This is a genomic window from Vibrio salinus (assembly GCF_021272385.1).
GTDB lineage: Bacteria > Pseudomonadota > Gammaproteobacteria > Enterobacterales > Vibrionaceae > Vibrio > Vibrio salinus.
Genome location: NZ_JAJSDZ010000005.1, coordinates 1,069,277 through 1,094,276 on the forward strand (window position 1 = coordinate 1,069,277; position 25,000 = coordinate 1,094,276).

A 25,000-nucleotide genomic window follows, 5' to 3' on the forward strand; every position below is an offset into this window, starting at 1 on the left:
CGCCGCCAAAACATCCTTTCTGAATGGCCCAAAAAAACCTCAGCTAAAACGCTGAGGTTTTTAATACAACTAATCGAACAGCCTGTTATTTATTGTTTGCAAACTCAGGGTAAGCCTCAACACCACAATCGTGCATATCCATACCTTGAATTTCTTCTTCTTCAGTAACTCGGATTCCTGTTGTTGCTTTCAGGATAGCCCATACAACCAGACTGGTTACAAAAACCCAGAAGAAGATAACTACTGCACCCAGAAGCTGAGCGCCAAAAGTTGCATCGGCATTGCTTAGAGGTACAACCAGCAGGCCAAACAGACCACATACACCGTGAACGGAAAGTGCACCGACCGGATCATCGATTTTAATTTTGTCAAATGCGATAATGCTGAATACTACAATCACACCTGCAACCGCACCGATTGCTACAGATGCCATTGGAGAAGGAGATAAAGGATCTGCCGTAATAGCAACCAGCCCTGCCAAAGCACCGTTAAGGATCATAGTTAAATCTGCTTTACCCCAGGTTGTTTTACAAACCAATAGTGCCGCAATAGAACCAGCCGCTGCCGCTGCGTTAGTGTTCAGGAAAATCTGACCAACTGCCGTTGCATTCTCAAAATCTGAAACCATCAGCTGAGAACCGCCGTTGAACCCAAACCAACCGAACCAAAGGATGAAAGTACCCAACGTAGCCAAAGGCATGTTTGAACCCGGGATTGGGAATATTTCACCATTCTTACCATATTTCCCTTTACGTGCACCCAGTAAAAGAACACCAGCAAGTGCTGCTGCCGCACCAGCCATGTGAACAATACCAGAACCGGCAAAATCACTGAAGCCAGCTGCAGATAAGAAACCACCACCCCATGTCCAGTAACCTTCAACCGGATAAATAACGGCCGTCAGGACAACAGAGAAGATTAAGAAAGACCACAATTTCATACGTTCAGCAACGGCACCGGATACCACAGACATTGAAGTTGCAACGAATACCACCTGGAAGAAGAAATCGGATTCCAGAGAGTGATCCGCACCTTTAGCCTGAGTACCGATCAATGTACCAAAAGACGGTAACCAACCCGCTTCAGCATTTCCTACATACATAATGTTATAGCCAACTAACAGGTACATAGTACAAGCGATAGCATAAAGAACGAAGTTCTTAGCCAGTATTTCTGTTGTGTTTTTAGAGCGAACCAAACCAGCCTCTAGCATCGCAAAGCCAGCGGCCATCCACATTACAAGTGCGCCAGAAATGAGGAAAAAGAAGGTATCAAGCGCGTAACGTAACTCGGTCACTGTTACTGATAAATCCATAATAGTACTCCAGTCCTTTGAATCTTAAAGTGCTTCAGTGTCAGTCTCACCGGTACGGATACGAACCGCATGAGAAAGATCGTAAACAAAAATTTTACCGTCACCAATTTTTCCTGTGTGAGCGGCTTTGATAATCGCTTCTACAACACGATCCACATTTTCAGCTTGTGTTGCGATTTCAATTTTTACTTTTGGCAGAAAATCTACCTGATATTCAGCTCCGCGATAAAGTTCTGTGTGGCCTTTCTGGCGCCCAAAACCTTTTACTTCAGATACAGTCATACCTTCAATACCGACATCCGATAATGCTTCACGAACATCATCGAGTTTGAAAGGTTTTATTATTGCATTTATGAGTTTCATTGCGGTCCTCTCCCGAACATAGTCCTTTGACAAAATGTTTAATCCAAGGTACGTGCCAACTTTTTAATCCATTGAAAATAAAAGAATAAACAACAAAAAACCATAAAAACAAAAAAAGACCGCACACTTTTAGTGCGATCTTTTCACAAAAATAAGGCATTAGACAAAATACTCACCAGCTTTGTGCAAACAAAGAAATTACGATTTAATAAACGTCTGCCATTTATTGAGTAGTTCAACAAAATCTTCAAGACCGCAGCTTGAAGAGCTTTCACTGTCATAAAGATATAAATTATCTTCAAAATTTTCTTCTATTTCCTGATGAACCGCATTCTCAGCAACCACAACTTCATAATTATGAAATAATACTAATAACTCTGTACCACACCATTTAAAGTCACGTATTGGTGCACGGTGAGCCTGCCCGGCCAACAAAAAAAGCTGTTCTATTTTTGCACAATCCTGGATAAGTTCATCTTCCAGCAACCGTCCGAAGATGGTATGTTCCATCTCAAAATGAGCACGAAATTCACCCAGCATCGTATTTTTTGTAAATTCAAAATCCATTCATTACGCCCGTTCAGAATATATGCTTTTTATACTTCTATTATAAAATAAAAAAGGCTTCTCCTGAGAGAAGCCTTTATCATGATAGCAAACTGAATTGCAAAAAATACTACGCCGGCTGTTTAAAAATCACACTTTCAGCTTTATCCGTATACTGTTTCATTTTATCAAAATTCAGATAACGATAAGTATCGGAAGCTGTCGCATCAATCTGACGGGCATAATCAAGGTACTCATCCACCGTCGGTATCCGCCCTAATATAGCACCAACTGCAGACAATTCCGCCGAAGCAAGGAAAACATTCGCTCCGGTTCCCAACCGGTTAGGGAAGTTACGTGTCGAAGTCGACATAACTGTCGATTCATCAGCAACTCTGGCCTGATTTCCCATACACAGAGAACATCCCGGAGTTTCAATTCGTACCCCTACCCGGCCAAAGATTCCGTAATATCCTTCTTCAATCAGTTCATCTTTGTCCATTTTTGTTGGAGGAGCCACCCAGAGACGAGTTGTTAACTGACCTTTAAACTGGTCGAGAAGCTTACCTGCCGCCCGGAAATGACCAATATTGGTCATACAGGAACCGATAAAGACCTCATCAATGGAAGTGTTCTGAACATCGGATAATAAACGGGCATCATCTGGATCATTCGGAGCACACAAAATAGGCTCTTTCACTTCAGACAAGTCAATTTCGATGACATGAGCATATTCAGCATCTTTGTCTGCTTCCATCAAATCCGGCTCATTTAACCACTGCTCCATCGCAGTAATCCGGCGTTCAATCGTACGGCGATCGCCATAACCTTCTGAAATCATCCATTTCAACATGACAATATTTGAGTTTAAATACTCAGAAATGGAATCTTCTGACAGTTTCACTGTACAGCCGGCCGCACTTCGTTCAGCAGAGGCATCAGACAGTTCAAATGCCTGTTCAACGGTTAAATGCTCCAACCCTTCAATTTCCAGAATTCGTCCGGAGAATTCATTCACTTTACCGGCTTTCTCGACGGTTAATAAACCTTGCTTAATCGCATAATAAGGAATGGCATGAACCAAATCCCGCAGAGTAATACCTGGTTGCATTTTACCTTTGAACCGGACTAACACCGATTCAGGCATATCAAGGGGCATAACTCCGGTTGCCGCTGCAAATGCAACCAGCCCGGAACCTGCAGGAAAAGAAACACCAATAGGGAAACGGGTATGAGAATCACCACCGGTACCGACAGTATCCGGCAACAGCATGCGATTTAACCATGAGTGGATAATCCCATCTCCGGGTCTCAGAGCAACACCACCCCGGTTCATAATGAAATCCGGCAATGTGTGATGGGTCTGAACATCAACAGGTTTTGGATAAGCGGCAGTATGACAGAAAGATTGCATCACCAAATCAGCAGAGAAGCCCAGACAGGCTAAATCTTTTAGTTCATCTCGGGTCATTGGGCCAGTGGTATCCTGAGATCCGACCGTGGTCATTTTCGGCTCACAATACGTTCCTGGGCGAATCCCCTCCACGCCACAAGCTTTCCCAACCATTTTTTGAGCCAGAGTAAATCCTCTATCGCTCTCAGCAACCGGTGCGGGACGAAGGAACACGTCCGACGCCTCTAATCCCAGAGACTGACGGGCTCTGTCTGTCAAACCACGACCAATAATAAGAGGGATACGGCCTCCGGCACGAACTTCATCCAGAATGACGTCTGTTTTCAGTTTAAACTGAGCCAAAACTTCACCAGAATCATGATGACACACTTTGCCTTCATACGGATAAATATCAATGACATCTCCCATCGTCATTTTGGAAACGTCCAGCTCTACCGGTAATGCTCCGGCATCTTCCATCGTATTAAAGAAAATAGGTGCAATCTTACCGCCTAAGACATAACCTCCGGCCTTCTTATTCGGTACATGAGGAATATCCTGTCCCATGAACCACAATACGGAATTAGTCGCAGATTTACGTGAAGAGCCGGTACCAACAACATCACCGACATAGGCAAGCGGATAACCTTTTTTCTCCAGTTCCTGAATTTGAGTAACGGGACCAATTGTTCCGGGTTGATCAGGGGTAATCCCCTCTCTTTCATTCTTTAACATCGCCAAGGCATGAACCGGAATATCAGGACGTGACCATGCGTCAGGAGCCGGCGATAAATCATCCGTATTTGTTTCACCCGTTACTTTAAAAACGGTTACCGTTATTTTTTCTTCTAATGCTGGTCTGGATAAGAACCATTCGGCATCAGCCCAGGACTGAATAATCTCCTTCGCAAACAGATTGCCGGCTTTGGCTTTTTCTTCTACATCATAAAAAGCATCGAACATCAAAAGCGTGTGAGATAAGGATTCAACAGCAGCCGGAGCCAGAGCGTCATCATCAAGACAGGCAATCAGCGGCTCAATATTATAACCACCCTGCATCGTTCCCAATAGTTTGACGGCTTTAACTGCATCAACCAGTGGTGAACTTACTTCTCCTTTTGTGACCGCAGCCAAAAAACCGGCTTTAACATAGGCCGCTTCATCAACGCCCGGCGGTATACGATTTTCCAGTAAATCTAAAATGAATGGTTCTTCGCCTGCTGGGGGATTTTTTAGCAGTTCAATCAGACCGGAGACTTGTTCTGCATTCAGAGGTTTTGGAACAACCCCTTCTGCGGCACGCTCTTCGACGTGTTTACGGTAGGCTTCAAGCACGACTTATTCCTCTCATTGCGGTTCAACCTTATTGTTTTAAATATAGGTGAACATCCTTGGAAACTTGATGCATCAACACGAAAAAAGACACAATGTCATCTTCCTGTTGATGATCAAACATTGATCAAAGGATAGCAAACTTACATTAAAATGAAAATCTGCCCTCTTTGATGCATGCGTCAACTTCCGATAAAAACGCCCCAAAAGAAAAAGAAATAATTCAGATAATTACGGAGTAGCCCGGAACAAGTACCCTACCAATTCCCTTACCAGGTAAACAAGCGTTTAATCCAATGAAAAGACTTGCCCTGGGCTTTGCATTTTTGTTCCCATTTACCATCCGGATCCCAAACAGGTAAAACCAAATCCTGACTAGAGCAATCCAGAGTCAGACCTCCGGACCGTTCTTTATCAAATCCCACCATTTTGATTCCTTTTGGCCAGGGCAATGATAACTTTTCCGGCCTCCGGCGGGATAAATAATCCGCATATACCCGTAATGCTCCCGATGCACCTGTCAGACCGGTTGATCTATCGTCATCCCGGCCAACCCACGTCGTTGTTACCTCTCTTCCATCCACACCAACAAACCAGCTGTCTCTGGTATCATTACTGGTTCCGGTTTTACCGGCAAGAGCGGCCCAACCAAACCGCCGGTTGAGATAACGGCCGGTACCTTCCATTACTCCTCGTTTCATAGCATAAGTCGTGAGCCAGGCGGCCTGTTGTGAAACTGCCTGAAAGCTTTTGGGCACAGACTGATACAACACATTACCATCCAGATCAATCACTGAACGGAGTGCTGAAAGTTTTGCCTGCCGACCAGAATTAGTAATCGTCTGAAACATCTGAGCAACCTGAATCGGTGTCAGAGAGAAAGCACCTAAAAACATCGATGGCACAGGTCGCAATTCCTGACGATTAATACCAAGATCAATCAATGTCTGACTAACCTGTCTGATCCCCAGAGACATACCCAGTTTAACTGTCGGAACATTGATAGATTTTGCCAGCCCCATATACAACGGGATGTCACCGCGGAACTGACGGTCAAAATTTTGTGGCTCCCAAATCTCACCTTTATTGGATTTTAGCGCAATAGGTTTATCACTGAGAGTGGTTGCCAGGTTATAGGTATCAGGATGAGACAAAGCCGTTAAATAAACCGAAGGTTTGGCAAGAGAACCAATCTGTCTGCTGGCATTCAGAACCCGGTTAAAACCATCAAACCGGGCATTTCTGCCACCAACCATGGCCCGAATTTCCCCCGTATTCCGGTCAACAGCAATGGAAGCGGCCTGCAATTTAGAGTTACCAATCTTAGGTAATGTTTTTGCAACGGCATTTTCCAGCTCACTCTGTGAAACCGGATCTAAAGTAGAAAACACTTTTAATCCGACATCAGATTTAAATTTATCCCCGACTTTTTCTTTTAATTCATTCGCCAGTTGTTGGAAATAAGCAGGTTGCCGTCGGGCGATATGAGGATGCTTCTGAACATCCATAGGTCGTTCAACCGCCTGCGCATATTGTCTTGCCGTCAGAATATCCTGCTGAAGCATAATTTTTAAAACCAGATCACGTCGGATTTTGGCTCTTTCAGGATAACGGGTCGGATTGTAATACGATGGACCTTTTACCATGCCAACTAACAGTGCTAACTGATCAATCCGAAGCTCCTGAAGGGGCTGCCCAAAGTAGAGACGGGAGGCCAGTCCGAAACCATGAACTGCTTCGGCACCATTTTGTCCGAGATATACCTCGTTCAGATACGCTTCTAATATCCGGTCTTTACTGTATTTGTGATCAATAATCAAAGCCATGTAAGCTTCCTGAAGCTTACGCCAGATAGTTCGTTTATTACTCAGGAAAATATTTTTCGCCAATTGCTGAGTGAGTGTACTTCCACCCTGAACAGTCCGGCCTGCTTTAATATTAACAACCATAGCACGGGCAATGGCCAGTAAAGAGACGCCATCATGATGATAAAAATTCCGGTCTTCCGTTGCCAGAAGAGCATCAATCATAGCTTCCGGGAATTGCTCCCGGCGTAAAAATAAGCGGGTCTCTGAGGTATTTTTCTCGAGCATACCCAACATTTTCGGGTCCAAACGCAAAAAACCCAGATCCGCATTTTTCTCCAAAGAGCGAATTCTGGTTAATTCATCCCCTTTAAAATAAAGCATGACATGACGAGAAGGCTCAGGTCCGTCTGAAAACTCAAACGGACGCCTTATCAACTCAATTTTGGTTGAAGATGCAGAATACTCACCTTCAAATTTCGGATGAGAAACTTTACGATAATTCAGAACATCCAGTTCGTGTCTTATTTCGTCAACAGACAAGTTATCTCCGGGAGATAACATTAATATTCTGGCATATACAACTGTCGGAAGTTCAAACAGCTGACCATCAAAACGCTGCTTTACTTCATGATTTAAATAAAAACCATAAGCAATAATTAACGTCAAACAGGTGACACCAACTTTCCACCCAATTTGCCATAATTTTTTCCATACACTGACTGAAGGCTTCGTTGTTTTTTTGGGTGAGGTTCGCTTTCTCGGTGATTTTTTCGGTACTTTATTATTTGTCATGAATTTAACTGTCGTTTCGTTTTTGTTGTCGCTATATGATTTTCCGGATCATCCGGCCATGGATGCTTCGGATAGCGGCCTTTCATTTCTTTCTGAACTTCTTTATAAGATCCCTGCCAGAAAGCCTGAAGATCCTGGGTAATCTGAATTGGTCTTTGCGCAGGAGAAAGTAACTCAAAGACCAATGCTTTCGTTCCCATCGCAATCAAAGGTGAATGCGCCATCCCAAACACTTCCTGAATTCTGACCGATAACACAGGCTCATGATTTTTCAGATATTGTATCGGTTTTCGACTCCCTGTAGGTAACTCATATAACGTTGGCAATTCTTTATCAAGAATCTGACACAACTCCCATCCGACATAACTCTTCAAAGCTTCTGCCAAAGAAAGCGTCTTCAGTTTCTTTAATGAAGTAATACCTGCCATAAACGGGACCAGCCACTCATCTAAACGCTCCATAAGAGAGGTATCATCCATTGCTGGCCAGCTAAAATCCGGCAACCAAAGACTGGCACAAAGAACTCTTTCGATAAACATCCTGTCATTGTTGCTCCAGTTTAAAATACTTAATCCCGTCCGACGGACATAATTGAGCAAAGCTTCTGTCATTTTTTGTTTATCAGGTGTCGGTAGTGGTTTTCTGTCCAGAATTAACTGTCCCAAACAAACCCGCTGTTCAGCAACCAACTTTCCCTGCCGGTCATCCCAGTCAACCCACTCCACGTTATCAACCAGAAACGACAAATGTTCCATCAGATACTTAATATTCAAATTCACCGCTAAATCAACCCGGCTATCCATTGAATGATGCCGGGTCAAAAGAGGAACCACAATATACCGGGAAAAAATATCCTCAGCGTTAATCTCCGCCCCATGTCCATTTGATAAAACGTACTGTGTTGGCTTATCTCTGACAAAACCAACACGATCCGGATACGCAATGGCTAAAAGACTGGCAACTTTATCTTCATCAACCTGATCTAATAAAAAAGACCGCCCGGTTAAACGGGAAAAGTGCCGGGCCCTTTTATTTAATAATGATCTTTTTGTGTGATATCCGGATTTCCATGAATGCAGACTGGATAGCAAATTACACTCATTTCGTACCGGCTCTTCAACCAGACTTACCGCCGCACAGGCACTGCTGACCCAGTCATCGTCAAAATCCTGAGCATAGGTAAACATGGCAGCAAGACGAGGCTCTGTCCCTAATGAATATGCCCGCCGGCCACGGCCGGTTATCTGAAACCGCTCATCGACCAACCCTAAAGTCATCAAAAGTTCATAAGCCTGAATTATCGAGCGATGAGGAGGGATATCCAGCCATTGTAACTCTTCCGGATTCCGAACACCCCACTGCGCAAGCTCAAAAGCCAGACTGGTTAAATCACTGCGTTTTATTTCCGGCTCAGGAACAGCCTGTAACTGATCATATTGGGATTCACTGTACAGACGAATACAGACTCCCGGTTCAAGGCGACCGGCACGGCCAGCTCTCTGCACAGCCGATGACCGGGAAATTCGCTGTTGCTCCAGTCGGGTAATCCCTGTTTTCACATCGAATACCGGAATTTTTTCTAAACCGGCATCAATCACAATCCGGACACCCTCAATAGTAAGCGACGTTTCCGCAATATTGGTCGTTAATACAATTTTCCTTCGTCCGGGCTCAGATGGCACCAACGCCTGTTGTTGTATACGAAAGTCAAGCTGCCCGTGCAAAAGGAACACATCGGTATTCTCATCCAGATCCACCATCAATCCGGCAACGCGCTTGATCACTGAGATACCGGGTAAAAAAACCAAAATGGAGCCAGTCTCCTCCTTAACCGATTTCAGAATCTGCCGGACAACCACCGACTCAAATCGCTCATTGATTCTGGCCGGTGCATAATGGCATTCAACAGGAAATGAGCGACCTTCTGATTCCACATACATAGCCTGTGGCAATAACTCGGTCAGGCTGGTTTCATCAAGAGTGGCTGACATCACAACCAGTTGCAGGTCATCTCTCAATGATCCCTGAACTTCAAGCGCAAACGCCAGACTGGTATCGGCATGCAATGATCGTTCGTGGAATTCATCAAATAGAATCATACTAATCCCGTCAAGTTCGGGATCCGACTGAATCATTCTGGTCAGAATCCCTTCGGTGACAATCTCTAACCGGGTATCATCGCTGACACAGGTTTCTCCCCGGATCCGGTAGCCAACGGATTGTCCGACCTTCTCGCCCAGTTGTCCGGCAATATAATGCGCAATATTCCGGACAGCTAACCGCCTCGGTTCCAGTAACAGAATCCGACCACTGACACTCTCCTCTTTTAATAGAGTCAACGGGAAATACGTCGATTTACCCGCCCCCGGAGCGGCTTTTAAAATAATCTGAGTACAGCCGTCAGAAATGTGTTGAAGTAACTGAGGAATAACAGAAACGATAGGTAATTGTGACAAAAGAACAACCCTGTGCTTAAATATTCTGATTAGTTTACCTAAAAAACAATTCGTATGCAGTTTGATCCCCCATTAGAATCCGCAAAATTAATAAAGAGATACAAACGCTTTCTTGCCGATATTCTGTTACCGACAAAGGAACACCGAACCATTCATTGTGCCAATACAGGAGCAATGAATGGTTGTGCCATACCGGACTCAACAATCTGGTTCTCAACATCTGATAATCCCAACCGCAAATACCCGAATAGCTGGGAGCTGGTTGAAACACCGGCAGGACATCTTATTTGTATCAATACGATAAGAGCTAACCAGCTCGCTATAGAGGCCATCAAAGAGGGTGTAATCAGTGAACTACAAGGGTATGACAACATAAAAACTGAAGTCCGTTATGGACAAGAGAACAGTCGGATTGATATCTTACTGGACTCTTGTATGAAGCCTCCATGCTACGTAGAAGTCAAAAGTGTGACATTGCTTGATGAATCTGCCAGCGAAAAAATTCAAAAAGGAAATACACTTAAGGGACAAGGGTATTTCCCGGATGCGGTAACAACCCGAGGGCAAAAACATCTTCGGGAGTTAATACAAGAAGTAAGAAATGGAAGCAGAGCAGTACTTTTGTTCACTGTATTACATTCAGGGATTGAAAAAGTATCTCCCGCACTCCATATAGACGCGAAGTATTCACAATTATTAAAAGAAGCCCAACAATCCGGCGTAGAGATTTTATGCTACAAAGCAGAAATAACTCCGAATGGGATGACCTTGAAATATCCCATAAACTGGATTGGTGAGTAACAAAAAATTGATACTGGCAACATATTAGTATCATTTTTGTTAATGAGTGTTTGCCACACTCTCTTCTTTTTGCTATAGATAGCCGCCTTAAACCGCTGCTCTAGCAGTTGACTAGGTGTTAGTAGGAGATGCTGTATGTCAGAATCAGAATCCAAAAAGAAAGCGCTAGGCATCCTAGCCATCGCAGGTGTTGAGCCTTATCAGGAAAAACCGGGTGAAGAATATATGTCTCCGGAACAACTGGCTCATTTTACAAAAATTTTAGAAGCTTGGCGTGACCAACTTAGGGAAGAAGTAAGTCGTACAGTACATCATATGCAAGATGAAGCAGCAAACTTTCCTGATCCGGTAGACCGGGCATCTCAGGAAGAAGAGTTTAGTCTGGAGCTGCGAAATCGGGACAGAGAACGTCGTCTGATTAAAAAAATAGAAAAAACTCTGAACAAAATTAAAGAAGATGAGTTTGGATTTTGTGAATCTTGTGGGGTTGAAATTGGTATTCGCCGGTTAGAAGCCCGACCAACCGCAGATTTGTGTATTGACTGTAAAACACTTGCAGAAATTAAAGAAAAACAGATGCAGGGTTAATCCAGGTCAAATTAAAAAAGGGAGCACTAGCTCCCTTTTTGTACAGATATCAGAGAACTACAGACATGCACTACGTCGGTCGATTCGCACCATCTCCATCCGGCCCCCTTCATTTTGGCTCACTTATTGCTGCTTTAGGCAGTTACTTTCAGGCAAAGTCCTGTCACGGTATCTGGTTAGTTCGTATTGAAGATATCGATCCTCCCCGGGAAATTCCTGGCGCGGCATCCTTAATTCTGAAAACACTCGAAGCTTACGGACTTCACTGGGACAAAAGTGTTGTGTATCAAAGCCAGCGCACCGAAGCTTATCAGACCCAGATTGATCACTGGTTAAAGGAAGGGACCGCTTACTATTGCGAATGCACACGTAAAGCGATTAAAAATGCCGGAGGTTATTATCCGGGAACCTGCCGTAATAAAAAACTGGAAAATAATGGTCAGAGAGCGGTTCGTCTTAAAATGTCTGAGCCTGTGATTTCGTTTACCGACAGAAAACACGGCCAGCTGACCATACCGACTAAATTGGCAAATGAAGATTTCATTATAAAAAGAAGAGATGGGCTGTTTGCCTACAATCTTGCCGTTGTCCTTGATGATATTGACCAGGGCATCACTGAAATTGTCCGTGGCGCCGATTTAATTGAACCCACAGGCCGACAAATTTCACTTTATAAAATTTTAGGCCAATCTCCGGTCAGCTACGTTCATCTGCCTCTGGCCCTTGATAATCACGGGAATAAATTATCTAAGCAAAATCATGCTCCTGCCATTGATATCACTCATCCTAAACCCGCATTACTCGACGCCATGATCTTTCTGGGATTTGAAATAATGGAAGACATAAAAACAGCCCCGGTAGACGAAATCATTGCCTGGGGAGTAAAAAATTGGCAACTTTCTCAATTACCGGGTACATTGAAAGTCACGCCAAGATTCTCAAATGCCTTTGTGTAGGCTATTATTAGCCGCAATTGGTCCACACACATGACTATACTGTCCATTAAAAACGAGATAGCTATAAATCTATTCTTGTCTGATGCCCATGAATAAAGATGAACAGATGACGCTTTCACAACGCGTATATCCAGAGTTATCACTCAATGTGATCACTCGCCAGGAACATAATATTTCACGAAAACAAATTAGTGAAAATGCACTTAAAGTCCTCTACCGCCTCCATGGTGCTGGCTATGATGCATTTTTAGTTGGTGGCGGAGTCCGGGATTTACTGCTGAATGAAATCCCCAAAGATTTTGATGTTGCAACAAGTGCTACGCCTGAAGAAGTTCGGAAATTATTCCGAAATTGCCGGTTAATTGGCAGACGTTTCAGACTCGCTCATGTCATGTTTGGACGTGAGATTATCGAAGTCGCAACATTTCGTGGTCACCATCAGGAACAAAATACTCCCACGGCCTCACACGCAGAATCCGGTATTATTCTTCGCGATAATGTATACGGCAGCATAGATGAAGATGCAGAACGAAGAGATTTCACTATCAATGCCATGTACTACAACATTTCCAACTACAGTATTCATGACTATGCGAATGGCATAGAGGATCTGGAAGATCGGCTGATTCGTTTAATCGGTGATCCAGAGACTCGATATCGTGAAGATCCGGTCAGAATGTTGAGAGCGATACGCTTCGCAGTCAAACTTGACTTTGATATCGAAGAAGATACAGCAGAACCAATTGAACGGCTCGCGCCACTGCTAAGAGATATTCCGGCAGCTCGCCTGTATGAAGAATCCCTGAAAATGCTTCAGACTGGACATGCTCTGGAAACGTATCATCTGATGAGACAATATGGATTATTTCAGCAACTTTTCCCAGTGATTGCGGATCACTTTACTCCTGACTATTCATCTAAAGCGGAAAAAATGTTAGATATGGCATTTGATTCAACCGATTTACGAATAGAAGAAGGAAAACGGGTTAATCCGGCGTTCATGTTTGCAGCAATTTTCTGGTATCCAATGCTATCCCTTGCAGAAACGCTAATGGAAGAGAAAAATCTTAGCTATTACGACAGTGTTATGGAAGCCGGCAATATTTTAATCGACAGAGTGGTCAAAACCATTGCCATTCCACGACGTCATACCGCCACAATCCGGGAAATCTGGCAGCTACAGCTAAGATTCCCGAGACGAAACGGTAAACGGGCATTCAGACTGCTTGATATCAATAAATTCAGGGCTGGCTATGACTTTTTAGAAATGAGAGGTCTGATTGAAGGCGGTGACGTTGAAGAACTGGCAAACTGGTGGACAACATTTATATCAGCCGGAAGAAATATGCGACAGGCAATGGTCAATGATTTAGGAAACAGTGCACCACAGGGGAAAAAACGTCGCTACCGGAAGAAAAAAACAGCCTCAGGAAAGCCACAAACTCAAGAGTAAAATACCATGACTACCGCATACATCGCGATAGGCAGCAATCTGTCTGATCCTGTCAATCAGGCCAGAAAAGCCATTGATGCGCTAAACACCATTCCGCAATCGAGATTGATTAGCGCATCAAAACTTTATACCAGTACACCGATGGGGCCAAAAGACCAACCTGATTATATTAACGCGGTTGCCAAAATGGAGACGAACCTGACTCCGCTGGAGCTGCTAAACTTTACCCAGAAGATAGAGTCAGAACAAGGCAGAGTCAGAAAAGAAGAACGATGGGGACCAAGAACTCTGGATCTGGATATTTTAACGTTTGGTGATGAAACCATCACCTCCGAAAGATTAACCATTCCTCATTATGGAATGAAAGAAAGAGAATTTGTATTGTATCCGCTTGCAGAAGTTGAGCCCGATTTTATTTTCCCGGATGGAACAGAATTATCCGAATTATTAGAAAAAGTCGATCGAAACGGGCTAAGAATCTGGCAGACAACAGCAAAGCCGGTAAAGGAACAAGAATGAAAAAAATAACAATCAGTGACCTGATGAAATGGAAAAAAGCAGGGCATAAATTTCCGACTTCAACAGCATATGATGCAAGTTTTGCACAAATATTCGAAAATGAAGAAATGCCGGTGCTTCTGGTTGGTGATTCATTAGGTATGGTACTCCAGGGTCACTCCGATACTCTTCCGGTCACACTGGAAGATATTGCTTATCATACCCGTTGTGTACGCGCTGGAAGCCCAAACTGCCTTCTGATGGCCGACATGCCATTCATGACGCTCAACACACCGGAAAAAGCCTGTGAGAATGCCGCTGTACTAATGCGTGCCGGTGCCAATATGGTCAAGATTGAAGGTGGTCGCTGGTTAGTTGATACCGTCAAAATGCTGACAGAACGTGCCGTCCCTGTCTGTGCTCACATGGGGCTGACACCTCAGTCAGTTAACATTTTCGGCGGCTACAAAATACAGGGTAAAGAAGATGAAAAAGCAGAAGAAATTCTTAGCGATGCTTTAGCCCTTCAGGGTGCCGGAGCTCAGGCTCTGGTCCTTGAATGTATTCCGGCAGAACTGGCTAAACGCATAACAAAAGCATTGGATATTCCTGTTATTGGCATTGGAGCAGGTTCCGATACTGATGGTCAAATCCTTGTCATGCATGATATGCTTGGCATTTCTGCCAATTATATGCCGAAGTTTTCTAAAAACTTCCTCGCCGAGACCGGCGATATTAAAAGTGCCGTTGCAAAATATATGGATGATGTAAAAAACGGCCTTTTCCCGGATGAAAAGCATACTATTGCTTAAAGGAGTATTTCATGCAAACTTTTGCTGATATATCCGCTCTCAGAGAGCAGATATCAAAGTATAAGCAGGATGGGAAAACCATTGGATTTGTTCCGACTATGGGCAACTTGCACGAAGGACATCTTGCACTGGTCAAAAAAGCTCAGGAACTAGCAGATGCAGTTGTTGTTAGTATTTTTGTTAATCCTCTGCAATTTGATCGCAGCGATGACCTGAACAATTACCCACGAACAGTGGATGATGATCTTGCGAAACTGACAGAAAGAGGAGTTGATCTGGTATTCACTCCGACACCAGAGATCATGTATCCAAATGGAATGGATCAACAAACGTTTGTTGAAGTACCCGGAATTTCATCTATGTTAGAAGGGGCTTCTCGCCCGGGACATTTCCGGGGAGTGTCTACCGTCGTAACGAAGCTATTAAACATTGTTAAACCTGATTTAGCATGCTTTGGCGAAAAAGACTATCAACAATTAGCTTTAGTTCGCCAGATGGTAGCCGATCTTGCTATCGATACCGATATCATAGGTGTCCCTACCGTTCGTGAACTTGACGGACTGGCAATGAGCTCCCGTAACAGTCTTCTGACTCTTGACGAAAGGCAACGTGCACCGGTCCTGGCCCGAACAATGCGTTGGATGAGCAGTGCGATCCGTGGTGGCAGAAACGATTTTGAATCAATTATTGAGGATGCCAGTGATCAATTAAGAGCTGCGGATCTTCAAACAGACCAAATTCATATTTGTGATGCCGTGACACTTAAACCAGCAACAGAAGAAACCAAACATATTGTTATTCTGATGGCTGCATTTTTAGGACATGTCCGTCTGATAGACAATCTGGTGATTGAACTCAGCACCGATAAAGACGCAACTGAAACTTCGGCACAAGAAGAACAGCCAGAATCCGATACCAACAGCTAACATTCCGTGCCCCTCTTCGAGGGGCACTTTTTAACTTCTCAGACCCACGCCTTTTTTAACTAAATACAGCGCCAGTGAAAACAGCAAAATAACGAACAAAATCAGCACCGAAAATGACGTGTGAATATCAACATCTGATACCCCCAAAAAGCCGTAACGGAAAGCATTGACCATATAGACTATCGGGTTGATTTTTGAAACCCCCTGCCAGAACTCCGGTAATAGTGACAGCGAATAAAATACACCGCCAAGGTACGTCAAAGGCGTCAATACAAACGTAGGAACGATGGATATATCATCAAAAGTTTTCGCGTAGACAGCGTTGATAAATCCCCCAAGCGCAAACACAACAGAGGTCAGAAAAACACTGGAAACAATCACAGCCCAGTGCTCTATCTGCAGCGGAACAAAGAAAAGAGAAACGCCGGTGACCATTGCACCAACACACAATCCTCTTGCCACGCCCCCCATCACATAACCGCCAATGATGACATAATTCGGCACCGGTGCGACCAGCAGTTCCTCAATGTTCTTCTGCATCTTGGAGCTGAAAAAGGAGGAAGCAACATTCGAGTAGGAATTGGTAATGACCGACATCATAATTAAACCAGGCACAATATATTCCATATAAGTAAAACCATTCATGTGTCCGATTCTGGAACCAATCAAATTACCAAAAATAATAAAATACAAAGTCATTGTAATCGCAGGAGGAACCAGAGTCTGAACCCAAATCCGGCCAAAACGTGTTACTTCTTTTCGCAATAAACTAATAAATGCAGTCCAATATAAACGGTACATGTTCATCCTCACTTACTATCACGAACAATACTGACAAACAGCTCTTCCAAACGATTGGCTTTGTTTCTCATCGATAAAACACTGATTTCATGTTCGCTTAACTGAGCGAAAATATGGTTAAGGCCCTGACTTTTCTCAACTTCAATTTCCAGTGAACCATCAATCATGACTTGTCTGGAAACTCCTGTCAGTTCAGGGATGTTATCCATACTATCCAAATCAAGAATAAAGGTTTCCACTTTCAGCTTCGCCAGTAATCCCTTCATCGTTGTATTTTCAATCAATTCACCTTTATTGATAATACCGATATTCCGACATAACATTTCGGCTTCTTCCAGATAATGTGTTGTCAAAATAATCGTGACTCCCTGTCGGTTAATCTCTTCCAGAAAATCCCACATCGATCGTCTCAGTTCAATATCCACCCCCGCGGTCGGTTCATCCAAAATAAGAAGCTTTGGCTCATGCATCAAAGCTCTGGCAATCATCAGACGACGCTTCATCCCCCCGGATAAATTACGGGACCTTTCTTTTCTTTTATCCCATAGATTTAATTGTGTGAGATACTTCTTTGCCCGTTCTTTTGCTGCAACCCGGGATACGCCATAAAAGCCAGCCTGTTGAATCACTATTTGTTCAACGGTCTCAAACTGGTTAAAATTAAACTCTTGTGGAACCAAACCTAAAAACTGCTTTGCCTGTTCAAGTTCTTTATCAATATCGCAGCCAAAAACCGATACCTCACCAGATGTTTTATTCACCAGTGAAGAAATAATTCCTATAATTGTTGATTTGCCTGCCCCATTAGGGCCCAGTAAAGCAAAAAAATCGCCTTCCTTAACGGTTAAGTCAACCCCTTTCAGTGCTTCAAAACCACCAGAGTAAGTTTTCCGTAAACTATGGATTTCCAGTGCATTCATTCTATTTATCTCATACCTTATTTTTCTTTTAAATTTAATAAGTTGATTATTTTCCAACCATTAAAACATAAATTCCGATATTAAAAGTAGCAAATACAATCTATAACGTTATTTTTCATTTTTTATAAAATGTCTAATAAAATCAATATACTAAAAAACATAAAAAATTTAGCAAAATCTAATTTACAATGATTTTGCTTTCTTTCCTTAAAAATTGTTTCAATGACTGAAAAATGCAGACTTAATGAGTGATGTAAATCTCATTTTAAACAAGAACCATATGGAAAGTTTGTGTATAGTGACTTTGAACACAGTAAAACAGTCTAATAATACTATGACAATATTTAGATTGTACCGGAAAATAAAATAATAATGCGAAAAATAGCATTTAAGGGAATGATAAAATGCCGGAACTAAAACAACTATTTGAAAACAACGCAAAGTGGTCTCAATCGATTAAAGATGAGCACCCTGAATATTTTACCCAACTATCTAAAGGGCAAAGTCCGGAATTTTTATGGATTGGTTGTTCCGATAGCCGGGTGCCAGCAGAACGATTAACTGACTTACATTCAGGCGAATTATTTGTTCACCGTAACGTAGCTAACTTAGTCGTGCATACCGATTTAAACTGTCTTTCAGTTGTCCAGTACGCAGTGGATGTTTTAAAAGTAAAACACATTATCGTGTGTGGTCATTATGACTGTGGGGGAGTGAATGCGTGCATGGAAAACCACCATTTAGGTTTAATTAACAACTGGTTACTGCATATTAAAGATATTTATTTTAAACACCGGGCTTACTTAGACAGTATGCCGGACGAAAGCCGAGCAGACAAACTGGTTGAAATCAATGTCGCTGAGCAGGTCTATAACCTGGGTAATTCCACCATTCTGCAAAATGCATGGCAACGGGGTCAGAAAATTGAAGTACACGGCATTGTCTATGGTATCGATGACGGACGTCTTGAGTATCTGGGGGTCAGAAGTGACTCACCGGAATCAGTAGAAGAAAACTACCATAGCTCAATGGAAAAAATTCTGAACAAAGAACATAAATTGCTCTGCCGCCGTTAAAGAAAAATCCCCTGACTTCAGAAAGTTGAAATCAGGGGAGTCTGTATTCCACTCATCAAACACAAGAATATTTACTCTTCAGGGACAACCTTTCCAATGAAAGGGAGATGGCGGTATTTCTGTGCATAATCAATCCCGACACCAACGACAAACTCATCCGGGATCTGAAAACCAATCCATTTAACGTCAACATCAACTTCACGCCGGGATGGTTTATCAAGCAAAGTGCAAATTTCAACGGATTTAGGCTCGCGCAGAGACAGAATCTCTTTCACTTTATTTAAGGTATTACCGGTATCAATGATATCTTCAACTAAAAGAACATCCTTACCCTTAATATCATCATCCAAATCTTTCAGAATACGAACGTCTCTGGAACTTTCCATCGAATTTCCATAACTGGAAGCGGTCATGAAATCAACCTGATGAGTCAAATGAATCGCTCTGGCCAAATCAGCCATAAAAACAAATGATCCTCTCAATAATCCGACAAGAACAAGATCATCACTGCCTTTATAATATTCTGTAATGGCTTTCCCTAACTCTTCTACTCTTTTCTGAACATCTTGTTCAGAAATCATGACTTCTACCGTGTGTTTCATACCAAACTCATTGATTAATTTTTATGCAGGAGTGCTAGCCCGCCAGGTTCTGATGGGCGGGTATAGTATCATTAGTGATAAAAGAGTTAAATGCTTCTGGATTTATTGGGCATTTGCCAAATAAGGTTCGAAATTATTACTGATACATAGCATAATTAAATTAATTACAAAAATTTGATTATTTTTTTCGAATCATAATTGACCAATTTCATATGCACCATTACACTTATATCGATAAAAGCATTAATAGAATAAGTAATAATTTTTAATTTACAACGTATTGGCAAGGATTAAATATGGACGCATCAATTGAAAAACGCCCTAGAACAAGGCTGTCACCACAAAAAAGAAAACTTCAACTTATGGAAATCGCGCTTGAAGTTTTCGCCAAAAGAGGCATAGGCAGAGGCGGTCACGCAGATATTGCGGAAATAGCGCAAGTCTCCGTAGCAACTGTTTTTAATTATTTCCCCACCAGAGAAGATTTGGTCGATGACGTACTGACTCACGTCGTGCATCAATTTTCAAATTTCCTGGCAGATAACATCGATATCGATGCTTATATCAAAGATAACCTGTACCGCCTGTCTCATGAAATGAACCGGCTAGTCTTTAATGACTGCCACTGGTTAAAAGTGTGGTTTGAATGGAGTGCATCGACTCGTGAAGAAGTCTGGCCACTCTTTATCTCCAGTAACCATACCAACCGGCTACTGATTAAAAATATGTTTAATCGCGCGATAGAGCGCGGAGACGTCAATCCACATTATGATCCTGAGCAACTTACCAGCTTATTTATCGGCTTATTCTATGGTTTGTTTGTTCAGGCTAACCGTACAAATGATCAGAAAGTAGTCGAAGATCTTGTGCACAGCTATCTTGATATGCTTTGTATCTATAACCACAAAAAAGAACTGGTGTGATTATTCGTCTGGTCATACTGTAATTTTTTGGGTAAAAACCGCTTCCCGTGAAGCGGTTTTTTTCAGCGAAAAGCTCATCCTGCTTTCACTTTCGGTATCTGCTGGGTAATACAATGTATATTTCCACCACCAAGCAATATTTCTCTTGCTTTCACTCCGACCACCTGATGCTCAGGAAACGCACACTCTAGTACTTCTTTCGCTTGTTCATCACAGTGTTCATCCAAAAGAGGATATACCACCAAGTTATTGGTAACCAAAAAATTAGAGTACGACGCCCCTAAACGTTCACCAGCATGACGTTCCATACCATCACTGCTATCAACGCCCTCAGCTTCCTCTTCTGTTATGTACAATGGTCCGGGCATCGGTATTTTGTGAACTTTGATTGTCCTTCCTTTCGCATCAGTCTCAGAACTTAATACATCCAGCGCCTTCTGACTGATTCGATACTGAGGATCATTTGGATCATCACAACAGGTTAAAATGACTTCACCCGGTTTCACAACATGCATGATATTATCAACGTGACCATTAGTTTCATCATTGTAAAGACCATTAGGCAACCAGATAACTTTGTTTATCCCCAGGACTGACTTAAGCCTGTTTTCTATTTCCTGCTTTGACATGTCGGGGTTCCGGCTGGGATGGAGTAAACATTCTTCTGTGGTAAACAAGGTTCCTTCACCATCAGTGTGAATGGAGCCCCCTTCCAAAACCATTGGAATATCATAGATATCGTCTCCCATCAGATTCAGCATTTTCTCAGCAACCAAATCATCCAAATCCCAGGGGAAATACAGACCGTCAACAAGCCCTCCCCAGGCATTAAAATTCCAGCTTATCCCCCGACGCAACTCCTGTGTTTGGTGAATAAGGCACGTTGCTCCCATATCTCTCATCCAGCAGTCATTGTATGACATTTCAATCACCCGGATATGAGACGGTAATTGTTCCCGAGCATTCTTATACTGAGACTGACTAACCAACATAACCACCTGCGTTTCTTCTGCAATCACCCGTGCAACGTCAACAAATGCTTTCTGAGCCGGTTTAGCCCCATTACGCCAGTTATCACTACGAACAGGCCATGCCATCCATACCTGCTCCTGAGGGGCATGCTCACCGGGCATGTAAAAATCGTGTTCAACCGGCAAACCATCAATGACTTTGCTCATTCCATTTTTCCCGTTTTAAAGGAGCTTTTAATACCTGTAAGACGAATAAAAGCACTCCTTATTAGTAATGAATTCATAACATTAACCTTTCAGGCCTCCATCCAGCGTTAACAACGGCTCATAATGCTCAGGACGTCTGTCCCTGAACAGCCCCCATGCCCGCCGCTGAAATTCAATGTTATCCAGATCAAACTCATGTGTCAGAACTTGCTGGCCCTCCCGCGGTGCTTTTTCAACGACTTCTCCGGTGTAATCTGTAATAAAAGAAGATCCAAAGAAGGTCAGAGAAAGATCCCGGAATTGCGCTGTTTCGGTTCCGGTACGGTTAGAAGCGATGACCGGTATTTGATTTGCCGCTGCATGACCCTGCATGGTCCGCTGCCAGTGAGGCTGGGAATCCATCTCAGGCTGACTGGGTTCACTGCCAATCGCAGTCGGATAGAACAACAACTCGGCGCCCTGCAGGGCCATACTGCGGGCCGCTTCGGGAAACCACTGATCCCAACATATCCCAACCCCAATATTGGCATAACGGGTTTTCCAGACTTTAAAACCGGTATCTCCCGGACTGAAATAGTATTTTTCCAGGTAACCATCACTGTCCGGTATATGTGTTTTCCGGTAGATACCGAGCAAAGAGCCATCAGCATCAATAACGGCAACCGAATTAAAGCTGACGTTTCCAGCTCTCTCATACCAACTGAACGGCAGCACAACCTGCAACTCTTTAGCCAGTCTGGATAAGCGCCCGAATGCTTCGTTATTTTCAAGTGTTGACGCCAGCTTGTGGTAGGATTCGCTAATCTCAATACAAAAGTACGGTGTTTCAAAGAGCTCTTGTAACAGAATAATTTGGGCACCTTGTTTTGTCGCTTGCCTGACAAGTTTCTCAGCAGTCTGAATGTTCTTTTCTATATCCCATGAACATGCCATTTGCGTCGCAGCAACCGTTACCTTTCTCATCACATTTCCTTGTCAATCTGTAAAACTTAACTCCTTTTTACTTATTATCAGGTTATTATTGAAGTGCATTATTTTGGTTTTAATATGAGAATTTTCGATAACCTATGGATATTGACATTAATCAGCTCCGGCTTTTAGTCGTTTTGGAGAAAGAAAGACACCTATCTAAAGCGGCAAAAAAAATGTTTATGAGCCAATCCGCAGCCAGTCACGTACTGGCAAAGTTAAGAAACCGTTTTAATGATCCACTCTTTATTAAAACAAAAACCGGCATGGAACCGACGCCACTGGTAAAACGGTTGCTCCCGGATATCCACAAAGGATTAACGTCCATCGATATGGCTTTAGAACGCATGAAGCCATTTGATCCCCGACTGGATGCCAAGACTTTCTATATTGGCGCTATTGATTACTTTGAATTTTACGCATTACCCAGACTGGGAAAGACGTTTGAAGAGAAAGCACCGAATGTCCGTATTGCCATCGAAATACTCTCGGAAAACATGCAGATAGAGAGGGTTGCTCAGGGGCATATCGATTTAATACTGGGGGTTGACGACCTACAGACCATTCCCCGTTATTATCATCGATATCACTGGCTGACTGACCGTTATGTCGGCATCGCCGCTAAAAATACGAATTTACCTGATAAGCTCAGTTTTAAAACCTTTCTTGAAACCCCTCATGTCCATTTACCCCTGATTAATTCGGGAGCCGATCCGATTGATCGCTGGCTTTATCATCAACATCAGGCCAGACAAATCGCCATGATCGTACAAAGCTTTGCCGTCGGCGGGTTGGTGACGGCAAACACCGGAAATCTGATGTGTGTTCCGCTGAGAATCGCACTGCAACTGGAAAAAATGCTTCCTTTAAAAATCCTCGAACTACCACCCGATCTGCCGGAGTTATCGCTCAGTATGTTCACTCATCAGTTATATGACAGCCAGGACAGTGTTCAGTGGCTGATACAAGAAATACAACAATGTATCGATTAGGAAATCGTCAGACATAAAAAATGGCGATAGTCATACCGACATCGCCACTTTCTTTTTTGCTGTCAGGCTTTTACTTTTTCTTCGCCTTTGCGTTTGGCAGGTCAGTAATAGAACCTTCAAACACCTCAGCAGCCAGACCGACAGACTCATGTAATGTTGGGTGAGCATGAATAGTAAGCGCCAAATCTTCTGCGTCACAGCCCATTTCAATAGCCAAACCAATTTCACCTAATAATTCACCGCCATTGGTACCAACAATGGCACCACCAATGACCCGGTGAGTATCTTTATCGAAAATCAGCTTAGTCATACCATCAGAACAATCCGATGCAATCGCTCTTCCGGAAGCCGCCCATGGGAATGTTGCCACTTCGAAGTTAAGACCTTCCGCTTTTGCTTCTTTCTCTGTTTTACCAACCCATGCCACTTCCGGTTCGGTATAAGCAATAGAAGGAATGACTTTCGGATCAAAGTAATGTTTCTTACCGGCAATCACTTCTGCGGCCACATGACCTTCATGTACCCCTTTATGCGCAAGCATTGGCTGTCCGACAATATCGCCGATCGCATAAATATGAGGAACATTGGTACGCATTTGTTTGTCCACACCGATAAAGCCACGCTCATCCACATTAAGGCCAGCTTTTTCAGCATCCAGCATCAGCCCGTTAGGAACACGACCAATGGCAACCAGAACTGCATCATAGCGTTCTGCTTCCGATGGCGCTTTCTTACCTTCCATTGAAACATAGATACCATCGTCTTTTGCTTCAATAGCGGTGACTTTGGTTTCCAGCATCAGATTGAATTTATCTTTAATACGCTTAGTAAAGATTTTCACAATATCTTTATCTGCCGGCGGAATAACCTGATCAAACATCTCAACAACATCAATTTTTGATCCAAGAGCGTGGTAAACCGTTCCCATTTCAAGACCGATGATACCTCCACCCATGATGAGCAGTTTTTCAGGCACTTCTTTTAATTTAAGGGCATCTGTTGAATCCCAGATACGGGGATCTTCATGAGGAATAAACGGAAGTTTAATCGGACGTGAACCGGCGGCAACAATCGCATTATCAAAATTAACGATGGTCTTTCCTTCGCCATCGACTTCAATCGTATTTGGCCCGGTAAATTTACCAAAACCGTTAACAACGGTAACTTTACGCATTTTAGCCATACCGGAAAGACCACCAGTTAACTGGTTAATCACTTTTTCTTTCCAAAGACGAATTTTATCAATATCCGTTGAAGGCTCACCAAACACAATACCGTGTTGTGCAAGAGCTTTTGCTTCTTCGATAACTTTTGCTACATGAAGCAGGGCTTTTGAAGGAATACAGCCAACGTTCAGACAAACACCACCTAATGTGCTGTATTTTTCAATCAGCACGGTATCTAAACCTAAATCTGCACAACGGAATGCGGCAGAATAACCAGCAGGACCGGCACCAAGCACTACAACCTGGGCTTTGATTTCTTTGCTCATTGTGACCT

At 43.1% G+C, this 25,000-nt stretch carries 22 protein-coding genes; 10 read left to right on the forward strand and 12 right to left on the reverse strand.

Annotation, left to right across the window (positions count from 1 at the left end; genetic code table 11):
- Window positions 1-85: 85 nt before the first annotated feature.
- The 6 genes from amtB to hrpB all read right to left on the reverse strand — a co-directional run bounded on the left by amtB (window position 86) and on the right by hrpB (window position 10,005).
- Entirely contained in the window at window positions 86-1,315 is a 1,230-nt protein-coding gene (amtB, locus tag LRQ06_RS05045; protein ID WP_232765334.1) for an ammonium transporter AmtB, read from the reverse strand.
- A 24-nt stretch (window positions 1,316-1,339) separates the two neighbouring features.
- On the reverse strand, window positions 1,340-1,678 hold the full coding sequence (gene glnK, locus LRQ06_RS05050; protein WP_232765335.1) for a P-II family nitrogen regulator: 339 nt from the start codon (window positions 1,676-1,678) through the stop codon (window positions 1,340-1,342).
- A 198-nt stretch (window positions 1,679-1,876) separates the two neighbouring features.
- Window positions 1,877-2,245: a YacL family protein gene (locus tag LRQ06_RS05055; RefSeq protein WP_232765336.1), complete on the reverse strand. Its 369-nt coding sequence runs from the start codon at window positions 2,243-2,245 to the stop codon at window positions 1,877-1,879.
- A 109-nt stretch (window positions 2,246-2,354) separates the two neighbouring features.
- Window positions 2,355-4,952 carry a bifunctional aconitate hydratase 2/2-methylisocitrate dehydratase gene (acnB, locus tag LRQ06_RS05060; protein ID WP_232765337.1) on the reverse strand — a complete coding sequence of 866 codons (2,598 nt, stop codon included), beginning with the start codon at window positions 4,950-4,952 and terminating at the stop codon, window positions 2,355-2,357.
- Between the two features lie 266 nt (window positions 4,953-5,218).
- Complete coding sequence (gene mrcB / locus LRQ06_RS05065; RefSeq protein ID WP_232765338.1) at window positions 5,219-7,549, reverse strand: penicillin-binding protein 1B; 2,331 nt, start codon at window positions 7,547-7,549, stop codon at window positions 5,219-5,221.
- Window positions 7,546-10,005: an ATP-dependent helicase HrpB gene (gene hrpB, locus LRQ06_RS05070; protein ID WP_232765339.1), complete on the reverse strand. Its 2,460-nt coding sequence runs from the start codon at window positions 10,003-10,005 to the stop codon at window positions 7,546-7,548. The genes mrcB and hrpB overlap by 4 nt, the downstream gene beginning before the upstream one ends.
- Before the next feature lie 54 nt (window positions 10,006-10,059).
- Here hrpB and sfsA point away from each other — a divergent pair, with 54 nt between their 5' ends.
- The 7 genes from sfsA to panC all read left to right on the forward strand — a co-directional run bounded on the left by sfsA (window position 10,060) and on the right by panC (window position 16,039).
- Window positions 10,060-10,806, forward strand: coding sequence for a DNA/RNA nuclease SfsA (gene sfsA / locus LRQ06_RS05075; protein WP_232765340.1), 747 nt, complete (start codon window positions 10,060-10,062; stop codon window positions 10,804-10,806).
- 135 nt (window positions 10,807-10,941) lie between these two features.
- Window positions 10,942-11,394 carry an RNA polymerase-binding protein DksA gene (gene dksA, locus LRQ06_RS05080; protein ID WP_232765341.1) on the forward strand — a complete coding sequence of 151 codons (453 nt, stop codon included), beginning with the start codon at window positions 10,942-10,944 and terminating at the stop codon, window positions 11,392-11,394.
- Window positions 11,395-11,459: 65 nt separating this feature from the next.
- Window positions 11,460-12,350 carry a tRNA glutamyl-Q(34) synthetase GluQRS gene (gluQRS, locus tag LRQ06_RS05085; RefSeq protein ID WP_232765342.1) on the forward strand — a complete coding sequence of 297 codons (891 nt, stop codon included), beginning with the start codon at window positions 11,460-11,462 and terminating at the stop codon, window positions 12,348-12,350.
- An 82-nt stretch (window positions 12,351-12,432) separates the two neighbouring features.
- Window positions 12,433-13,803: a polynucleotide adenylyltransferase PcnB gene (gene pcnB / locus LRQ06_RS05090; protein WP_373054807.1), complete on the forward strand. Its 1,371-nt coding sequence runs from the start codon at window positions 12,433-12,435 to the stop codon at window positions 13,801-13,803.
- Window positions 13,804-13,809: 6 nt separating this feature from the next.
- A complete protein-coding gene (gene folK, locus LRQ06_RS05095) occupies window positions 13,810-14,322 on the forward strand; it encodes a 2-amino-4-hydroxy-6-hydroxymethyldihydropteridine diphosphokinase (protein ID WP_232765344.1) in 513 nt (170 codons plus the stop codon).
- Window positions 14,319-15,113 carry a 3-methyl-2-oxobutanoate hydroxymethyltransferase gene (gene panB, locus LRQ06_RS05100; RefSeq protein ID WP_232765345.1) on the forward strand — a complete coding sequence of 265 codons (795 nt, stop codon included), beginning with the start codon at window positions 14,319-14,321 and terminating at the stop codon, window positions 15,111-15,113. The genes folK and panB overlap by 4 nt, the downstream gene beginning before the upstream one ends.
- Before the next feature lie 11 nt (window positions 15,114-15,124).
- A complete protein-coding gene (gene panC, locus LRQ06_RS05105; protein ID WP_232765346.1) occupies window positions 15,125-16,039 on the forward strand; it encodes a pantoate--beta-alanine ligase in 915 nt (304 codons plus the stop codon).
- Window positions 16,040-16,069: 30 nt separating this feature from the next.
- Here panC and LRQ06_RS05110 read toward each other — a convergent pair whose 3' ends face one another.
- Both LRQ06_RS05110 and LRQ06_RS05115 read right to left on the reverse strand, forming a co-directional pair.
- Window positions 16,070-16,840: an ABC transporter permease gene (locus LRQ06_RS05110; protein WP_232765347.1), complete on the reverse strand. Its 771-nt coding sequence runs from the start codon at window positions 16,838-16,840 to the stop codon at window positions 16,070-16,072.
- 8 nt (window positions 16,841-16,848) lie between these two features.
- A complete protein-coding gene (locus LRQ06_RS05115; protein WP_232765348.1) occupies window positions 16,849-17,760 on the reverse strand; it encodes an ABC transporter ATP-binding protein in 912 nt (303 codons plus the stop codon).
- 404 nt (window positions 17,761-18,164) lie between these two features.
- Here LRQ06_RS05115 and can point away from each other — a divergent pair, with 404 nt between their 5' ends.
- A complete protein-coding gene (gene can, locus LRQ06_RS05120) occupies window positions 18,165-18,836 on the forward strand; it encodes a carbonate dehydratase (RefSeq protein ID WP_232765349.1) in 672 nt (223 codons plus the stop codon).
- Between the two features lie 71 nt (window positions 18,837-18,907).
- On the opposite strand, the gene hpt is transcribed toward can, so the two are convergent.
- On the reverse strand, window positions 18,908-19,438 hold the full coding sequence (gene hpt / locus LRQ06_RS05125; RefSeq protein ID WP_232765350.1) for a hypoxanthine phosphoribosyltransferase: 531 nt from the start codon (window positions 19,436-19,438) through the stop codon (window positions 18,908-18,910).
- Window positions 19,439-19,734: 296 nt separating this feature from the next.
- Between hpt and LRQ06_RS05130 the strand changes: the two genes are divergently transcribed.
- Entirely contained in the window at window positions 19,735-20,361 is a 627-nt protein-coding gene (locus LRQ06_RS05130) for a LuxR/HapR/OpaR family quorum-sensing transcriptional regulator (RefSeq protein ID WP_232765351.1), read from the forward strand.
- Window positions 20,362-20,435: 74 nt separating this feature from the next.
- Here the strand turns inward: LRQ06_RS05130 and aguA are convergent, their stop codons facing one another.
- Both aguA and aguB read right to left on the reverse strand, forming a co-directional pair.
- Complete coding sequence (gene aguA, locus LRQ06_RS05135; RefSeq protein WP_232765352.1) at window positions 20,436-21,539, reverse strand: agmatine deiminase; 1,104 nt, start codon at window positions 21,537-21,539, stop codon at window positions 20,436-20,438.
- A gap of 81 nt (window positions 21,540-21,620) precedes the next feature.
- The gene (gene aguB, locus LRQ06_RS05140) at window positions 21,621-22,505 is read right to left on the reverse strand and encodes an N-carbamoylputrescine amidase (protein WP_308218815.1); all 885 of its coding nucleotides are present in this window, start codon (window positions 22,503-22,505) and stop codon (window positions 21,621-21,623) included.
- Window positions 22,506-22,606: 101 nt separating this feature from the next.
- Here aguB and LRQ06_RS05145 point away from each other — a divergent pair, with 101 nt between their 5' ends.
- The gene (locus tag LRQ06_RS05145; RefSeq protein WP_232765354.1) at window positions 22,607-23,500 is read left to right on the forward strand and encodes a LysR family transcriptional regulator; all 894 of its coding nucleotides are present in this window, start codon (window positions 22,607-22,609) and stop codon (window positions 23,498-23,500) included.
- 70 nt (window positions 23,501-23,570) lie between these two features.
- Here LRQ06_RS05145 and lpdA read toward each other — a convergent pair whose 3' ends face one another.
- Window positions 23,571-24,992 carry a dihydrolipoyl dehydrogenase gene (gene lpdA / locus LRQ06_RS05150; protein ID WP_232765355.1) on the reverse strand — a complete coding sequence of 474 codons (1,422 nt, stop codon included), beginning with the start codon at window positions 24,990-24,992 and terminating at the stop codon, window positions 23,571-23,573.
- Window positions 24,993-25,000: the final 8 nt, after the last annotated feature.

Excerpts from the sequence above, each read along its gene's own strand:
- amtB (WP_232765334.1), bottom strand. The coding sequence starts at position 1,315 with ATGGATTTATCAGTAACAGTGACCGAGTTACGTTACGCGCTTGATACC.
- glnK (WP_232765335.1), bottom strand. The coding sequence starts at position 1,678 with ATGAAACTCATAAATGCAATAATAAAACCTTTCAAACTCGATGATGTT.
- LRQ06_RS05055 (WP_232765336.1), bottom strand. The coding sequence starts at position 2,245 with ATGGATTTTGAATTTACAAAAAATACGATGCTGGGTGAATTTCGTGCT.
- mrcB (WP_232765338.1), bottom strand. The coding sequence starts at position 7,549 with ATGACAAATAATAAAGTACCGAAAAAATCACCGAGAAAGCGAACCTCA.
- sfsA (WP_232765340.1), top strand. The coding sequence starts at position 10,060 with ATGCAGTTTGATCCCCCATTAGAATCCGCAAAATTAATAAAGAGATAC.
- dksA (WP_232765341.1), top strand. The coding sequence starts at position 10,942 with ATGTCAGAATCAGAATCCAAAAAGAAAGCGCTAGGCATCCTAGCCATC.
- gluQRS (WP_232765342.1), top strand. The coding sequence starts at position 11,460 with ATGCACTACGTCGGTCGATTCGCACCATCTCCATCCGGCCCCCTTCAT.
- pcnB (WP_373054807.1), top strand. The coding sequence starts at position 12,433 with ATGCCCATGAATAAAGATGAACAGATGACGCTTTCACAACGCGTATAT.
- folK (WP_232765344.1), top strand. The coding sequence starts at position 13,810 with ATGACTACCGCATACATCGCGATAGGCAGCAATCTGTCTGATCCTGTC.
- panB (WP_232765345.1), top strand. The coding sequence starts at position 14,319 with ATGAAAAAAATAACAATCAGTGACCTGATGAAATGGAAAAAAGCAGGG.
- panC (WP_232765346.1), top strand. The coding sequence starts at position 15,125 with ATGCAAACTTTTGCTGATATATCCGCTCTCAGAGAGCAGATATCAAAG.
- LRQ06_RS05110 (WP_232765347.1), bottom strand. The coding sequence starts at position 16,840 with ATGTACCGTTTATATTGGACTGCATTTATTAGTTTATTGCGAAAAGAA.
- LRQ06_RS05115 (WP_232765348.1), bottom strand. The coding sequence starts at position 17,760 with ATGAATGCACTGGAAATCCATAGTTTACGGAAAACTTACTCTGGTGGT.
- can (WP_232765349.1), top strand. The coding sequence starts at position 18,165 with ATGCCGGAACTAAAACAACTATTTGAAAACAACGCAAAGTGGTCTCAA.
- hpt (WP_232765350.1), bottom strand. The coding sequence starts at position 19,438 with ATGAAACACACGGTAGAAGTCATGATTTCTGAACAAGATGTTCAGAAA.
- LRQ06_RS05130 (WP_232765351.1), top strand. The coding sequence starts at position 19,735 with ATGGACGCATCAATTGAAAAACGCCCTAGAACAAGGCTGTCACCACAA.
- aguA (WP_232765352.1), bottom strand. The coding sequence starts at position 21,539 with ATGAGCAAAGTCATTGATGGTTTGCCGGTTGAACACGATTTTTACATG.
- LRQ06_RS05145 (WP_232765354.1), top strand. The coding sequence starts at position 22,607 with ATGGATATTGACATTAATCAGCTCCGGCTTTTAGTCGTTTTGGAGAAA.
- lpdA (WP_232765355.1), bottom strand. The coding sequence starts at position 24,992 with ATGAGCAAAGAAATCAAAGCCCAGGTTGTAGTGCTTGGTGCCGGTCCT.